Here is a 15575-nt window from a genome sequence, read left to right as displayed (position 1 = left end):
GGGCGCGGCTGCGCCGTCGAGCGCCGCAACGGCCGCGGCGCCGCTGACGCCGCCGATCCCGAAGGCGCCAACCTTCGGCCATGTGCTCGCCGATGCGAAGGGCGCGGCGCCGCAGGCGCAAGCGCAAGCGCAAACGCAGGCACAAGCGCAAGCCGCCGCGCAGCCGGCATCGGCCACGCCGCCGAGTGCAGCGGCGACGCAACCCGACGCGCATACGGCCGCTGCCGCGACCGACGCGGCCGAACCGAATGCCGCCGCAACGCTCGCGGCGGCCGCCGCGACCGCCGCCGCGCATGCGAATCTCCCGACGCCGCCGGCATCGGCCGCGATCGCCGCGGCGAACGCGCACGTGCTCGCGCCGCCGGTCGGCACCGCCGACTGGACGGACGCGTTGAGCCAGAAGGTCGTGTTCCTGTCGAATGCGCACCAGCAAAGCGCCGAGCTGACGCTGAACCCGCCGGACCTCGGGCCGCTGCAGGTCGTGCTGCGCGTCGCGGACAACCACGCGCATGCGCTGTTCGTATCGCAGCATGCGCAGGTGCGCGACGCGGTCGAAGCCGCGCTGCCGAAGCTGCGCGACGCGATGGAAGCGGGCGGGCTCGGGCTCGGCAGCGCGACCGTCAGCGACGGCGGCTTCGCATCGCAGCAGCAGCCGCAACAGCAGTTCGCCGGCGGCCGGCCGTCGCAGCGCGCGGGCGGCGGGTCGTCAGGCGCCGATGCACCGGTCGACGCCGCGCCATCCGCGACGGCCGCATCGAGCGCCGCCGTCGCGCGCCGCGCGGGCCTCGTCGATACGTTCGCCTGAACATCGCGCCGCGCCGCACGCCGCTCAGCGGCCGTGCACGGTGGCCGCGGGCTGATCGCGCGGCACGCCGCCCCTGCGCGCGGCGACGATGAAGTCCGCCGCGCGTTCGCCGATCATCACCGACGGCGCATTCGTGTTGCCGCCGATCAGCGTCGGCATCACCGACGCATCGACGACGCGCAACCCTTCGACGCCGCGCACGCGCAGTTGCGGATCGACGACCGCGCGCGCGTCCGAGCCCATCCGGCACGTGCCGACCGGGTGATAGATCGTGTCCGCATGCGCGACGATCGCTTCGCGCAGCTCGGCTTCGCTCTGATCCGGATGCGTGTAGAGCTCGCGACCGCCCTGCGAGGCGAGCGGCGGCTGCGACAGGATGCGGCGCATCGCCTGCGCGCCGCGCACGAGCAGGTCGAGATCGCGCGAATCGCTGAAAAAGCGCGGATCGATCAGCGGCGCGTCGCGCGCGTCGCCGCTCGCGAGTGCGACCGTGCCGCGGCTGTACGGCCGCAGCGCACACACGTGCAGCGAATAGCCGAATCCCCAGTGCATCTTGCGATTGTGATCGTCGACGAGCGCCGTGCAGAAATGCAGCTGCAGGTCCGGCCGATCGAGCGACGGATCGCTCTTGATGAAGCCGCCCGCTTCCGCGACGTTGCTCGTCATCATTCCCGTGCGGCTCGAGAAATAGCGGGCAAGCGCGGGCGTCATCTTCGCGATCCCGCGCAGGCAGATGCCGACCAGCTCCGACGAATTCACGCGCGTGTTGATGATGAAGTCGATGTGGTCGATCAGGTTTTCACCGACGTCCGGCGCATCGTGCACGACCGCGATCCCGTGCCGGCGCAACTGCGCGGCGGGCCCGATGCCCGAGCACATCAGCAGTTGCGGCGAGTTGAACGCGCCCGCCGACAGGATCACTTCCGCGCGCGCGCCGAGCGTCTCGATGCGTCCGTTGCGCGACACCGCGACGCCGACCGCACGCTTGCCGTCGAAGCCGACGCGCAGCACGGTCGCATCGGTGATCACGTGCAGGTTCGGCCGGTTGCGGCCGTAGATGTATGCGCGCGCGACGCTGCAGCGCGACCCGTCGCGATGCGTGACCTGATAGAAGCCGACGCCTTCCTGCGTCGCGCCGTTGAAGTCGTCGTTGAGCGGATAGCCGGCCGCATGCGCGGCCGCGATGAATCGTTCGGAGAACGGATTGCGAAAGCGCAGATCCGATACCGTCAGCGGACCGTCGGCGCCATGCCATGCATCGGCGCCGCGCTGGTTGCCTTCCGCGCGGCGGAAATACGGCAGCACGTCCTGCCAGCCCCAGCCGGTCGCGCCGAGCTGCGCCCATTCGTCGTAGTCGCTCGGATGGCCGCGCGTATAGATCATCGCGTTGATCGCGCTCGAGCCGCCCATGCCACGGCCGCGCGGCTGATAGCCGCGGCGCCCGCCCAAGCCCGGCTGCGGCACGGTCTCGTAGCCGTAGTTGGTGCGCAGCTTGAACGGCACGAGCGCCGCGATGCCGACCGGCATGTTGACGAGCAGATTGCGCTCGGTGTGCGGGCCGGCTTCGATGAGTGCGATCGTCGCGTCCGGGCACGCGTCGGCGAGGCGCGCGGCGACGCTCGAACCGCCCGAGCCGCCGCCGACGATGATGTAGTCGTATTGCATGTCACGTCTCCTTCGTGTCATGCGGGGCGCCCGGCGCGGCCCGGGTCCCGCTTGTAATGTTCGGGCATTGTAGGAACGGCCGTCTGCTGCGCGGCGCGACGATTCAAGAGCGATTCCTCTAAACGTGCGCGTGGACTAAATTTAAGATGTGCCGATTGACTGCGCGCGATGCACCGGCCGCCAGAAGCCGATCCGTCGCGAAACGGGAGAGAGACGATGCAGCGTCAGGTTCTGCAGGCCGCATGCCGCCCGGACGACCGGGACGCGCCGCGCGGCCTGCGCATTTCATTTCAAACGCGCACGTGCACGGCCGCGCATGGTACGACGCGCGCGTCCGGCGCGAATCGAACGGCGATAGCCATTGCCGACCGTTTGGACGGTCTGCGCGCGCAACGATTCGACGGGTCGCGCGCAGTGTCCCGTGCGCGCGTTGCCGCGCACGGCAACGGTGCATCGCCCGGTGATCGCTCGTTGCACGTGCGGCGCCATTCGACGCTGCGCGATGCCGCGCACGCATGCCACGCGCGGCGTACTCCGTGCGGCGTCACCGTCGCGCGGGCGCGACGCTTGCCGTCCCGCCTCGCCTGCTGCCGCCCGACGCGCACCGACATCCTGAAGGAGACGACATGAAGAACGATCTGCCCGAACTGGCGCCGCAAGCGCAGCCGTCGATCGACGCACTCGATACGCTGCTGCGCGAGCAGCGCGCGGCCTATCTGCGTGCGCCGTATCCGGCATGGGAGACGCGCGCGCGGCATCTGCGCGCGCTGCGCACGATGCTGATCGACCACGCGGACGCGCTCGCCGATGCGATCAGCGCGGACTTCGGCCATCGTTCGAAGCAGGAAGTGCTGCTCGCGGAAATCTGGATGGCGAAGGAAGAGATCGACGATGCGCTGCGGCACGGCAAACGCTGGATGAAGCCGATGCGCAAGCCGATGAACAAGTGGCTGCGCCCCGCACGCGCGAAGGTGATCCCGCAGCCGCTCGGCGTGGTCGGCATCGTCGCGCCGTGGAACTACCCGGTGCTGCTCGCGGCCGGCCCGCTCGTCTGCGCGCTGGCGGCCGGCAATCGCGCAATGATCAAGATGTCCGAACTGACGCCGCGCACCGCTGCGTTGTTCGAGCAGCTGATCGCGACGACGTTCGCGCGCGACCACGTCGCCGTCGTGAACGGCGATGCGCAGGTCGGCGCCGCGTTCAGCGCGCTGCCGTTCGATCACCTGCTGTTTACCGGTTCGACGCAAGTGGGCCGCCACGTGATGCGCGCGGCGGCCGACAACCTGACGCCCGTGACGCTCGAACTCGGCGGCAAGTCGCCGGCGATCATCGGTCCGAACGCGCGCTTCGATGCGGCCGTCGACGCGATCGTCGCCGGCAAGACGCTGAACGCCGGGCAGACCTGCATCGCGCCCGACTACGTGCTGCTGCCGCGCGGCATGGAGGCCGCGTTCATCGAGCGCGCGCGCGCCCGCTTCGCGACGCTCTATCCCGATCTGCAAAACAACGGCGACTACACGACGATCGTGTCCGACCGCCATTTCGCGCGACTGCAGCAACTCGCGAGCGACGCGCAGGCGGCGGGCGCGCAGTTGCACGCGCTGTCCGACGCGGCATCGGATCCGGCGTCGCGCCGCTTCGTGCCGTGTGCGCTCACGCACGTGCCGGCGTCGGCGCAGGTAATGCACGAGGAGATCTTCGGGCCGCTGCTGCCGCTCGTGCCGTACGAGCGGCTCGACGAAGCAATTGCGTACGTGAACGCGCGCCCGCGTCCGCTCGCGCTTTATCTGTTCGACGAGGATGCGGGCACGATCGAGCGCGTGATGCACGAGACGATCTCCGGCGGCGTGACGGTCAACGAGACGCTGATGCACATCGCGTGCAGCAGCCTGCCGTTCGGCGGCGTGGGCGCGAGCGGGATGGGCGCGTATCACGGCTACGACGGCTTCGTCACGTTCTCGAAGATGAAGCCGGTCGTCATGCAGCCGCGGATCAACCTGCGCGGACTGATCGCACCGCCGTACGGCAAGCGCTTCGCGGCGGTGATCAAGCTGATGCTGAAGTTCTAGGGTCTGCCGACATACGGAAGGGGCGGGCGTCGCGACGAGAACGGTTGCGCGCGACGCAGCGAATGCTTGGCGTATCGGGCACGAGTCGCCCGGCGGCGAGCGGCCGTCATCGGCAGATGCAAGCGGCCGCGGTTGCCGCGCGTGCCGTCACACCGGCCACAACGGCCCTTCCTGCATCGCACCGATCTGCTCGCGCAGTTCGAGCACGCGCGCTTCCCAGTATCGATGCGTGTTGAACCACGGAAACGCTGCCGGGAATGCGGGATCGTCCCAGCGTCGCGCGAGCCACGCCGCGTAATGGATCAGCCGCAACGTGCGCAGCGCTTCGACGAGATGCAGCTCGCGCGGCTCGAATTCGCAGAAATCCTCGTAGCCGGCGAGCAGGTCCGCGAGCGCGCGCGATGCGCCCGCGCGATCGCCGGGCAGCAACAGCCACAGATCCTGCACCGCGGGCGCCATCCGGCTGTCGTCGAAGTCGACGAAATGCGGGCCCGCATCGGTCCACAGCACGTTGCTCGGATGGCAGTCGCCATGCGTGCGCAGCATGCGGATCTCGCCTGCGCGCTCGAACGCCGCCTCGACGCCTTCGAGCGCGAGCGCGACGGCCGTTTCGTACGCGGGCCGTACGTCGTCGGGAATGAAATCGTGCGCGAGCAGATAGTCGCGCGGCTCGTAGCCGAACGTGCGGATGTCGAGCGACGGACGCGCGACGTACGGTTGCGTCGCACCGACCGCATGAATGCGGCCGATGAAGCGGCCGAGCCATTCGAGCGTATCGCTGCGATCGAGATCGGGCGCGCGGCCGCCGCGGCGCTCGAAGATCGAGAAGCGGAAGCCGCCGAACGCATGCAGCGTGCGGCCGTCGAATGGGCGCGCCGGCACGGCCGGAATCTCGCGCGTGGCGAGTTCGGCGACGAATGCGTGTTCCTCGAGGATCGCTTCGTCAGACCAGCGCGCCGGACGGTAAAACTTCGCGACGACGGGCGGGCCGTCTTCGACGCCGACCTGATAGACGCGGTTTTCGTAGCTGTTCAGCGCAAGGAGGCGCCCGTCGGTCCGCAGACCGGCCGGCATCAGCACGCTGTCGAGCGCATCGAGCACGCACTCGGGCGTGAGACCGGCAAACGGCGGGCCGTCGGGAGAAGCGGGGGCGGAGGTGACGTCGTTCATCCCCCGCATTGTGCCGCGCGCCGCGCCGAAAGACGAGCGTTCGGCACGGCGCGCTCGATCAGTGGATCGCCGCGCCGGCCGGCAGCACGGATTCGCCGGTGTCGATCAGATCCTCGAGAAAGAACGGCTCGGTGTTGAGTTCCTTGGACTCGCCCGGCACGCCCGCGTACCAGGTCACCATGGCCATGTCGCCCAGGATGCGCTGGACGATCCCGCGCGCGCCCTTCGGCACCGCGATATGGGTAGTGCAAACAATCGACCCGACATGCATGATGGTTCCCCACTCTTGAAACTTGAAACGCGGCCTTGTGGAAGGCCGGCAAACGCGCGATCGGCGCCGCTCTCGCCGGAGCGTTGCGCGCGATCCCATTGTTCACGGTTTATCGAAGCGCGAAAAGAAGAAGAAGCGGGCAAAGCGCCGCGATTTCGTCGAATGTCTCCAATCAACCACTGCGCCGCACGGGCGCTTGCTCGCGCGGATGCCCCCATCATACCCTGTCGCCTGTCGGCCGCCGCCGATTCCGCGCAAGCGCATCCGGCGCGTATGCAGGCGCGCGCAGCAGGCGCGCGCAGCGGGCATGCATGTCGAGCGGCGGCGATCCACGCATCCGTTGCCGGCGTGCGCGCAATGCGGTACCTTTGACGTTCATTCGCATTCCACTGCCTTCGACACGATGCATTCGCTCACGTCCGCCTTTGCGAGATGCCGGCCGCTGCCCGACGCGCGGCCGCGGGCGTGCACGCATCCGTCGATTCTTCCCCCGCCTGTCGCACCGCCGCTCGTCGGCGCCGCGCCGCCCCCGCCGGCACTCGCCGGCTGATCGGCCGGCCTTTCGCTTCGTCTTCCATTCGCCGCCTGTCGACGTTCGTGCGCCTTGACGCACGCGCGTCGTGACGCGTGCGCATGGAACGTTCCGATTCGTTCAGACAGGTGAATTCCTATGGTTTCGTTCAAACCCGCGCTACGCGCGCATGGGGCGACGTCGCTGTTCGTGCTGCTTTGGAGCAGCGGCGCGATCTTCGCCGAACTCGGCTTGCGTCATGCCTCCGCCTTCGTATTTCTCGCCGCGCGCTTCGCGCTCGCCTCGCTCGTGCTGCTCGTGCTCGCGCGCCTGCGCGGGCGCTGGCTGCCGCCGCGCGGCGAACGGCGCATGACGGTACTGACCGGCGTGCTGATGATGGGCGGCTACTCGATCTTCTATCTGCTCGCGCTCGAACGCGGCATCGCGCCCGGCGTGCTTGCGACGATCCTCGGCGTACAGCCGATCCTGACGCTCGCTTTCGTCGAGCGTCGTTGGCAACCGATGCGCGTTGCCGGGCTCGCGCTGGCGCTCGCGGGACTGGCGCTCGTCGTCTGCCGCGGCATCGGCGATGCGCGGCTGCCGATGTCCGGCATTGCATGCGCGCTGCTGGCGCTCGGCGCGCTGACGGTCGGCTCGCTGCTGCAAAAGCGCGTGCGCGCCGCGCCCGCCGACGTGCTGCCGCTGCAGAACGCGATCGGGCTCGTGCTGTGCGCGATGGTCCTGCCGTTCCGGCCGATCGCGTTCGACGTGAGCTGGGCGTTCGTCGTCCCGCTGCTGTGGCTCGGCATCGTGATCTCGGTCGTCGCGCAGCTGCTGTTCTACCGCTTGATGCAGCGCGGCGATCTCGTCAACGTGACGAGCCTGTTCTACCTCGTGCCGATCGTCACCACGCTGATGGACGCAATGTGGCTCGGCAATCGCCCCGCGCCGCTCGCGCTCGTCGGCATGGCGGCGATCGTCGCCGGCCTCGCGCTGGTGTTCCGCACGCCGGCTACACGCGCGCAGTCCGGCCGCGCATGAGCGAGCGGCCGCCGCACAGCCGGTGTGGCGGCCGCCTCGCCGACGATGCGGCGTTGCGCCGGGAAACCGCAATCAATGTGAAAGACTGATGCAAGGCATTCGTCGAATACGCGAAAAAATGCGCGGTTTTCCGGGTTTTCCGCAGACTTTTTAATGGTTCGGATAGCGAAAAACGCCGCCGCGTTGCCTATACTCGAAACGACGTCCCGCTCGCGATCGGGACGCATGAAACGAGACATGCCCGGCATGGCGCCGGAGCCGCATGCGGCTTCGGCACACGTAGGAGACACGCATGACGACCTATTTCACGATCGGCGACTTCATCCTTCTGATCCCGATGGCGCTCGCCGGCGCGCTATTTCTCGGCGCAGTGCCGTGTGCGACGCAGTTCCGCCACAACCTGCTGCGCGCGCTGGGCGTGATTCTCGGCGTCGGCGTGGCGGTGCTGCTCGTCGAAGGGCTACCGGCACTGATCTAGCGGCACGCGCAGGCGCGCCGCCGATGCGCTCGTCGTGCCGCGCTGCTGCGGCGCGCGCGAACGCGCGCACGCCGCATCGCTTGCCGTTCAGATCGCCTGATCGGTCGACGGCTTTTCCCACAGATTGATCCCGCCTTCGGTCGCGTAGCGATCGATTTCGGCGAGCTCCTCGGCCGAGAACTCGAGGTTCTTCAGCGCGCCGACGTTTTCGCGCACCTGCTCCGCGCGGCTCGCGCCGATCAGCGCGGACGTCACGCGGCCGCCGCGCAGCACCCAGGCGAGCGCCATCTGCGCGAGGCTCTGCCCGCGCCGTTGCGCGATCTCGTTCAGCTTGCGCACGTGCTCGAGGTTGGTCGCGCTCAGATGCTCCTCCTTCAGCGAGCCGCCGCCCGGCTTGTTCACGCGCGCATCGGCCGGCACGCCGCCGAGGTATTTCGACGTCAGCAGCCCTTGCGCGAGCGGCGTGAATGCGATGCTGCCCGTGCCGATCTCGTCGAGCGTGTCGAGCAGCTCGCGTTCGATCCAGCGGTTCAGCATGTTGTACGACGGCTGATGGATCAGCAGCGGCACCTTGTACTGCGCGAGCAGTTCGGCCATCTCGCGCGTTTTCGCCGCCGAGTACGACGAGATGCCGATATACAGCGCCTTGCCCTGCTGCACCGCCGCTGCCAGCGCGCCGGCCGTCTCTTCGAGCGGCGTATGCGCGTCGAAGCGATGCGAATAGAAGATGTCGACGTAATCGAGCCCCATCCGCTGCAGGCTCTGATCGAGGCTCGCGAGCACGTACTTGCGCGAGCCGCCGCCGCTGCCGTACGGGCCCGGCCACATGTCCCAGCCCGCCTTCGTCGAAATCAGCAGCTCGTCGCGGTACGGACGGAAATCCTCCTTCAGCAGCCGGCCGAAGTTGATCTCCGCGCTGCCGTACGGCGGCCCGTAGTTGTTCGCGAGATCGAAATGCGTGATGCCGAGATCGAACGCGGTGCGCAGGATGTCGCGCTGCGTCGCGATCGGCGTCGAATCGCCGAAGTTGTGCCACAAACCGAGCGACAACGCGGGCAGTTTGAGCCCGGATTTGCCGCAGGTGCGGTATTGCATGTCGGCATAACGTTCGGAAGCTGCTTCGTAGGCCATGGATTTTTCCCGTGAGGACATCGGAGGAGGAACGCGCCGAACGCGCATGCGCGCGCCGGCGGCAAGCAAGCACGCCGGTAATGGTAGCGAACGCCGCGCAAGCGCGCACGGCGATGGACGCAGCGGCGGTCGTCCCCTACACTGCGGCGTCTCGAATCACCGTTTCCGCGAGGTTGGTATGTCCCGGGTCATCTCGGTTGCGCTGCTCGTCGGCGGCATCGTGCTGCTGTATTTCGGCGGGCAGTCGTTTCATTCGCTCAACGACAATCTGTCGCGCTTCTTCACCGGCTCGCCGGCGACGAAGACGATCCTGCTGATCGCCGGCGGCGCCGTCGCGCTGCTGGTCGGCCTGATCGGCCTCGCGATGCCGGGCGGCAACAAGCGCTGATCGATCGCGCCGGTTCGGGCGCGCATGAACGCGTCGCACGCACCGGCCCGCGCACAGCGCAACGGGCGGCCAGGCCGCCCGTCGTTTCGGTCCGTCGTTTCGGTTCGTCGCAGCGGCCGTCGCTCGCTGCGCCTCGCGCCCATGCAGCGCGCCTAGAACTGCACTTCCGGCTTCGATGCCGAACGCGTGCCGGGGATCGGCCGGTTGCTGATCCCGTGATACGTGTAGACGAGCGAGAACTTCACGTCGTCGGAGCGGTTCTGCCCGGCCGAATGCAGCGTGTTGCAATGGAAGAACACGACGTCGCCGGCGTTCAGCGACGGGCACGTCGCCGCGTCGATCATCGCGCGGTTCGCGGGCAGATCGCTGCGGAAGAACTTCGCGTCGTCGAATGCATCGGCCCCGAATTCGGCCGTATGCGAGCCCGGCACGAGCCACAACGCGCCGTTCTCGTTCGTCTCGGGGCCGAGCGCGAGCCACACCGACACCATGTCGGCGCGCTCGAACGCCCAGTAGCGAAAGTCGCGATGCCAGCCGGTCAGGCTGCCGTACGCGGGGTGCTTCGTCATCATGCAGTTGTGATGCGCGCGCGACAGCACCGGCTGCTCGCCGAAGTAGGTGCGCATCCATGCGCCGATCTCGGGCGCGATCGCGCGCTCGGCGAACGCCGGATCGCGGCCGTACGCGTCGAGCAGCCGCCGCACCGTGTGCCCGCCCGGCGCATGCTTGGACTCGGGTGCGCCCGGATAGCGCAGATCCGCTTCGAACTCGATCGGCGCCGCGGCCTCTTCGAGCTGCTGCTGCGCGATGCGCTTGAGCGTCGCGCATTGCTGCTCGCCGACGAGGCCGCGCGCGACGACGAAGCCGCGTTCGCGCAATTCCGCGACCTGCTCGCGGATCGATTCCGACTGCAAGGGAGACGACATGGGATGCCACGCGATTATTGTGTGAATGTGACGATTGTAAATCGGCGTCCGATCGGGCGAACAGCACCATTGTCGTGCGCAGGGGCATGCCAATCGGCAATTTGATCGCGATCAACGGAACTGTTCGGCGCCGCAGCGGCCTCAGCGACAGGCGCAATTCGGCGCGTGCCAGACGGCACAAGGGTTTATCGCGACTTTTGCCCGTCATGAAACCGCTGTAGCCTGTCGCGGCCTGTCAATTCTGGCGGGCGCGGCGCGCAACGACTTTCGGTAAGATGCGTTGCGCCATCCGAGGCCGTTCATACCAGTGCGCTCTTCAAGGGCGCCACCATTCAAGCGAAGCATCGTTCACATGCCATTCCGTCTGACTTCCCGTCTCAGCCGCGCTGCCAAGCGCGTCGTACCGTCCGCTCCCGCCCGCCCGCTGCGCCATCACCGGACGCGCGTGCGCGCGCTGGCGGAGCGTACGCACGCGCTCAGCCGGCTCGACGGCATCCGCGCGTGGTTTCACGCCTTTTTGTCGCTGATGAGCGCGCAGGCGCTCGCGCGCCGCGCGGGCCTGCGCTCGCTGCTGCAAAAGCCGTCGTCGCTGCGCGCGCTCGCGCTGCGCCGCGCGCAGGCGCCGCAGCGCCGCGTCAACCGGCCGCGCCGCCTCGCGGCGAGCAACGGCTGGTTCGGGTTCGGCGGCCGCTGAATCGAGCGGCATCACCGCATCCGCGCCCGTGCGCGGGCGACGCACAAGAAAAAACCCCGGCACGCCGGGGTTTTTCGTTTTGGGGCGAACCGCGCTTACGCGACGCGTGCCGTCGGCTCCACGCCGGCCGCTTCGGCCAGCGCGAGCGCCTTGTCGGTCGCTTCCCACGAGAATTCCGGCTCTTCGCGGCCGAAGTGGCCGTAAGCGGCCGTCTTCTCGTAGATCGGGCGCAGCAGGTCGAGCATCTTGATGATGCCCTTCGGACGCAGGTCGAAATGCTCGCGCACGAGCTTCGTGATCACCGCATCCGACACGCGGCCCGTGCCGAACGTGTTGACCATCACCGAGGTCGGCTCGGCCACGCCGATCGCGTACGACACCTGGATCAGCGCGCGCGACGCGAGGCCCGCGGCGACGATGTTCTTCGCGACGTAACGGCCCGCATACGCAGCCGAACGGTCGACCTTCGACGGATCCTTGCCCGAGAACGCGCCGCCGCCGTGCGGAGCCGCGCCGCCGTAGGTGTCGACGATGATCTTGCGGCCCGTCAGACCGCAGTCGCCCTGCGGGCCGCCGATCACGAACCGGCCGGTCGGGTTCACGAGGAACTTGATGTCGCCCTTGATCAGGTCGGCCGGCAGCGTCGGCTTGATGATTTCCTCGATCACGGCTTCGCGCAGCGCCGGCAGCTCGATGTCCGGCGCGTGCTGCGTGGACAGCACGACGGTATCGATCGAATCGGGCTTGCCGTCGACGTAGCGGATCGTGACCTGCGACTTCGCGTCCGGACGCAGCCAGGGCAGGCGGCCGTCGCGGCGCAGGCTCGCCTGGCGCTCGACGAGGCGGTGCGACAGATAGATCGGCAGCGGCATCAGTTCCGGCGTTTCGTCGCAGGCATAGCCGAACATCAGGCCCTGGTCGCCCGCGCCCTGATCGAGGTTGTCGTCGTGCGCGCGATCGACGCCCTGCGCGATGTCCGGCGACTGCTTGTCGTACGCGACGAGCACCGCGCAGCCCTTGTAGTCGATGCCGTAGTCGGTGTTGTCGTAGCCGATGCGCTTGATCGTGTCGCGCGCGATCTGGATGTAGTCGATGTTGGCCGTCGTGGTGATTTCGCCGGCCAGGACGACGAGACCCGTGTTGCACAGCGTTTCGGCGGCAACGCGGGAGTATTTGTCCTGTTCGAGGATGGCGTCGAGAATCGCGTCCGAGATCTGGTCGGCGACCTTGTCCGGATGACCTTCGGAGACGGATTCGGACGTGAAGAGATAATCGTTTGCCACTTTTTCAGGCTCCTGTGTGGTTACGGTTGGTTTCACGTAGCCAGCTTCTTTCGGCCTGAAGCGGCGACGCTTTAGCGGATTACCAGTGCCGGGCAGCGCGCATCGCGCCAACCGGCTTCGCCCCGCAAGTTGTCAGTTAACTCGGCGAAGCCCGTATTATAGCGGCTTTCGTGAATTGTCACAGAGCGCCGCCCGTGCTGCATCTTCCGCTGTCCTACCCCCCTGTTCGCAACGCGCCGGCCCGCCGGTCCCTCGGAGGTCCCGCATGCTAGGCCGTCTCGGCACGCACCTCGCCATCGGCTTGCTGAAGCTGTTCGCCCTGCTGCCGTACGGTCTCACCGCGCGCATCGGCGACGGCCTGGGCTGGCTGCTGTACCAGATTCCCAGCCGGCGAAAGCGCATCGTACACACCAACCTGAAACTCTGCTTTCCGGACTGGAGCGACGCACGCCGCGAGGAAGTCGCCGGCCGGCACTTCCGCCATGCGATCCGCAGCTACGTCGAGCGCAGCGTCCAGTGGTTCGGCTCCGAGAAGAAGCTCGCGAAGCTGATCCAGGTCGACAGCGCGATCGATCTGGACGATCCCGACCTGCCGCCGACGCTGTTCCTCGGCCTGCACTTCGTCGGCATCGAGGCCGGCTCGATCTGGCTGAACCGGTCGCTGCACCGCCGCTGCGGGTCGCTGTACCAGCCGTTCTCGAATCCGGTGCTCGAAGCCGAAGCGAAGAAGGCGCGCGGCCGCTTCGACGCGGAGATGGTCGGACGCGCCGACAGCGCGCGCGTCGTGCTGCGCTGGCTGCGCGACCGCAAGCCGGTGATGCTCGGCGCCGACATGGACTACGGGCTGCGCAACTCGACGTTCGTACCCTTCTTCGGCGTGCCGGCCTGCACGCTGACGGCCGTCGGCCGGCTCGCGAAGACGGGCCACGCGCAGGTCGTCCCGTTCATCGGCGAGGTGCTGCCGAACTACAAGGGCTACCGGCTGAGGGTGTTCAAGCCGTGGGACCACTACCCGACCGGCGACGACGATCTCGATGCGCGGCGGATGAACGAATTCCTCGAGGAGCAGATTCCGCTGATGCCCGAGCAGTACTACTGGGTGCACAAGCGCTTCAAGACGCGGCCGCCGGGCGAGCCGAGCCTTTACTGAGGCGGCGGCGCAGCGGCGCGGAGGTACGGGCGCGGTTCAGATGCGAGCCTGCGCCCGCGCGACTTTCGGCGCGCCCTTCGCGCGCGCCTGCCATGGATCGTAGGCCGACTGCTGCGCGAGCCACAAATCGGCGCGGCCGCCATTCTCCTCGCGCTGTCGAGCGCGGCGTTCGACAGCATGGGCTGCACGGCGTATAGCCACACGAATCGCGTGATCGGGTTGTCAATTTGACGCGTACGAAACCACGCGCGCCGGTTTGCGCATGCGTGCGTCTCGCGGCCCATGCCGCGAACTTCGCCGGCCGGCGCATGCGTGCCATGCCGCGCCGGGTCAATCTGCGCCGTCGTCGCGCGCGCAACCAGTCCGCCAATCGGCCGAATCGGCGTACGTTCATGCCCGCGGCCCGACGCGAAGCGCCCGTCCGCGCGGGACGCCCCGGTCCGCTGCATGTATCATTTGCGGTTGAGATCGGCCCGACGAATGGCGCCGCGCGATAGCGCGCGTCGTCGTCCGCGCGGTGCCGACCGCCTCGTTCGCCATGGAATTCCGGACCCAGTGAAACTCTCGTTCACCAAGATGCACGGCGCGGGCAACGACTTCGTCGTGCTCGATGGCTATTCGCGCACGCTGCCACCGCTCACCGCCGCGCAGGTGCGCGCGCTCGCCAGCCGCCACTTCGGCATCGGCGCCGACCAGCTGCTGCTCGTCGAGAAGCCGACCGTCGACGGCGCCGACTTCAAGTACCGGATCTTCAACTGCGACGGCGGCGAAGTCGAACACTGCGGCAACGGTGCGCGCTGCTTCGTGAAGTTCGTCAGCGATCGCGGCCTCACCGACAAGCGCAGCGTGCGCGTGCAGGTGATGAAGGGCCTCATCACGCTGACGATGCAGGACAACGGCGAAGTGGTCGTCGACATGGGCGCGCCCGTGTTCGCGCCCGAGCAGGTGCCGTTCGACGCGTCAGGCCTCGACGGCCGCACCGAAGGCCGCGACACGCTGTGGCCGCTCGAGGTCGGCGGCCGCACGCGCTGGATCTCGACGGTCTCGATGGGCAATCCGCATGCGGTACAGGTCGTCGACGATGCCGAAGCGTATCCGGTGCTCGACGAAGGCCCGCTGATCGAGCGCCACGCGCGCTTTCCGCAGCGCGTGAACGCCGGCTTCATGCAGATCGTGTCGCGCAGCGAGGTGAAGCTGCGCGTGTACGAACGCGGCGCAGGCGAAACGCTCGCGTGCGGCACCGGCGCATGCGCGGCCGTCGCGGCCGGGATCCGGCGCGGGCTGCTCGATTCGCCGGTCACCGTGCACACGCACGGCGGCACGCTGACGATCGGCTGGGACGGCGCACGCGACGAATCGGCCGCGCTGATGATGGCCGGCCCCGCGGCGACCGTGTTCGAAGGCGAGATCGACCTGCCCGCCTGACCTTTCAACGTCCGATAACCCGAAGAACGCGCCAGTCACATGAACGATCGCGAAGTCGCCGACTACCTGCTCGCCAACCCCGAATTCTTCGCGCGGCACGCCGAACTGCTCGCGACGATCCGCCTCGCGAACCCGCACGGCAAGGCCGCGATCTCGCTGCAGGAACGGCAGATGGAGATGCTGCGCGACAAGAACAAGCATCTCGAACGCCGGCTCGCCGAACTCGTGCGCTACGGGCACGAGAACGACAGCCTGTCCGCGAAGTTCGGCCGCTGGACCGCGCGCGTGATTGCCGAGCGCGATCCGTACGCGCTGCCGCGCACGATCGCCGACGGCATCGCCGACGTGTTCGACGTGCCGCAGACCGCGCTGCGCGTCTGGGACGTCGCCGATACGTACGCACAAGCAGACTTCGCGCGCCAGGTCGGCGAGGAAGTGCGGCTCTTCGCCAACGGCCTCGTGACGCCGTATTGCGGCGCGAACACCGGCTTCGAAGCCGCGCAGTGGCTCGCGCCGGCGGTGGCCGCGCCGGCCGCGCCGGCCGCGAATGCGGCGGACGGCGGCGACG

15 protein-coding genes and 1 pseudogene are annotated in these 15575 nt (G+C 68.3%); 9 read left to right on the top strand and 7 right to left on the bottom strand.

All coding sequences use genetic code 11. From position 1 onward, the window contains the following. Window positions 1-805: flagellar hook-length control protein FliK (locus HMPREF3115_RS08145; protein ID WP_141751655.1), on the top strand; the 805-nt coding region annotated here is incomplete at its 5' end. Window positions 806-829: 24 nt separating this feature from the next. Here HMPREF3115_RS08145 and HMPREF3115_RS08140 read toward each other — a convergent pair. Continuing rightward, the gene (locus HMPREF3115_RS08140) at window positions 830-2470 is read right to left on the bottom strand and encodes a GMC family oxidoreductase (protein WP_070554041.1); all 1641 of its coding nucleotides are present in this window, start codon (window positions 2468-2470) and stop codon (window positions 830-832) included. 626 nt (window positions 2471-3096) lie between these two features. Between HMPREF3115_RS08140 and HMPREF3115_RS08130 the strand changes: the two genes are divergently transcribed. Next, window positions 3097-4539: a coniferyl aldehyde dehydrogenase gene (locus HMPREF3115_RS08130; protein WP_070554036.1), complete on the top strand. Its 1443-nt coding sequence runs from the start codon at window positions 3097-3099 to the stop codon at window positions 4537-4539. A gap of 147 nt (window positions 4540-4686) precedes the next feature. On the opposite strand, the gene HMPREF3115_RS08125 is transcribed toward HMPREF3115_RS08130, so the two are convergent. Beyond that, on the bottom strand, window positions 4687-5709 hold the full coding sequence (locus HMPREF3115_RS08125) for a serine/threonine protein kinase (protein WP_006407170.1): 1023 nt from the start codon (window positions 5707-5709) through the stop codon (window positions 4687-4689). 58 nt (window positions 5710-5767) lie between these two features. Beyond that, window positions 5768-5980 carry a hypothetical protein gene (locus HMPREF3115_RS08120; protein ID WP_006402972.1) on the bottom strand — a complete coding sequence of 71 codons (213 nt, stop codon included), beginning with the start codon at window positions 5978-5980 and terminating at the stop codon, window positions 5768-5770. A 670-nt stretch (window positions 5981-6650) separates the two neighbouring features. On the opposite strand from HMPREF3115_RS08120, the gene HMPREF3115_RS08110 reads away from it, so the two are divergent. After that, window positions 6651-7532, top strand: coding sequence for a DMT family transporter (locus HMPREF3115_RS08110; RefSeq protein WP_059939303.1), 882 nt, complete (start codon window positions 6651-6653; stop codon window positions 7530-7532). Between the two features lie 292 nt (window positions 7533-7824). Then, entirely contained in the window at window positions 7825-8010 is a 186-nt protein-coding gene (locus HMPREF3115_RS08105) for a hypothetical protein (RefSeq protein ID WP_006402976.1), read from the top strand. Between the two features lie 87 nt (window positions 8011-8097). Here HMPREF3115_RS08105 and mgrA read toward each other — a convergent pair whose 3' ends face one another. Then, on the bottom strand, window positions 8098-9141 hold the full coding sequence (mgrA, locus tag HMPREF3115_RS08100) for an L-glyceraldehyde 3-phosphate reductase (protein ID WP_006407175.1): 1044 nt from the start codon (window positions 9139-9141) through the stop codon (window positions 8098-8100). A 178-nt stretch (window positions 9142-9319) separates the two neighbouring features. Here mgrA and HMPREF3115_RS08095 point away from each other — a divergent pair, with 178 nt between their 5' ends. Then, a complete protein-coding gene (locus HMPREF3115_RS08095; RefSeq protein ID WP_006409941.1) occupies window positions 9320-9529 on the top strand; it encodes a DUF3185 family protein in 210 nt (69 codons plus the stop codon). Window positions 9530-9681: 152 nt separating this feature from the next. Here the strand turns inward: HMPREF3115_RS08095 and HMPREF3115_RS08090 are convergent, their stop codons facing one another. Further along, window positions 9682-10455, bottom strand: a complete 774-nt coding sequence (locus HMPREF3115_RS08090) for a phytanoyl-CoA dioxygenase family protein (protein WP_059939300.1) — start codon at window positions 10453-10455, stop codon at window positions 9682-9684. 352 nt (window positions 10456-10807) lie between these two features. Here HMPREF3115_RS08090 and HMPREF3115_RS08085 point away from each other — a divergent pair, with 352 nt between their 5' ends. Continuing rightward, window positions 10808-11149: a hypothetical protein gene (locus HMPREF3115_RS08085; protein WP_006413290.1), complete on the top strand. Its 342-nt coding sequence runs from the start codon at window positions 10808-10810 to the stop codon at window positions 11147-11149. 95 nt (window positions 11150-11244) lie between these two features. On the opposite strand, the gene metK is transcribed toward HMPREF3115_RS08085, so the two are convergent. Beyond that, window positions 11245-12432, bottom strand: a complete 1188-nt coding sequence (metK, locus tag HMPREF3115_RS08080) for a methionine adenosyltransferase (RefSeq protein ID WP_006407179.1) — start codon at window positions 12430-12432, stop codon at window positions 11245-11247. 265 nt (window positions 12433-12697) lie between these two features. Here metK and lpxL point away from each other — a divergent pair, with 265 nt between their 5' ends. Continuing rightward, on the top strand, window positions 12698-13582 hold the full coding sequence (lpxL, locus tag HMPREF3115_RS08075) for a lauroyl acyltransferase LpxL (protein WP_006407180.1): 885 nt from the start codon (window positions 12698-12700) through the stop codon (window positions 13580-13582). Between the two features lie 36 nt (window positions 13583-13618). Here the strand turns inward: lpxL and HMPREF3115_RS32280 are convergent. Next, window positions 13619-13729 (bottom strand): annotated as a pseudogene (locus tag HMPREF3115_RS32280) (XRE family transcriptional regulator); the annotation flags it as partial. A 408-nt stretch (window positions 13730-14137) separates the two neighbouring features. Between HMPREF3115_RS32280 and dapF the strand changes: the two are divergent. Next, complete coding sequence (dapF, locus tag HMPREF3115_RS08065; protein WP_053297805.1) at window positions 14138-15007, top strand: diaminopimelate epimerase; 870 nt, start codon at window positions 14138-14140, stop codon at window positions 15005-15007. 39 nt (window positions 15008-15046) lie between these two features. Continuing rightward, a partial coding sequence (locus tag HMPREF3115_RS08060; RefSeq protein ID WP_070554032.1) for a DUF484 family protein occupies window positions 15047-15575 on the top strand: 529 nt, incomplete at its 3' end.

Source organism: Burkholderia sp. HMSC10F09 (assembly GCF_001806955.1).
GTDB lineage: Bacteria > Pseudomonadota > Gammaproteobacteria > Burkholderiales > Burkholderiaceae > Burkholderia > Burkholderia multivorans.
The sequence above is the reverse complement of the archived record's forward strand: the minus strand, read 5'-3'. Positions and strand labels throughout refer to the sequence as shown.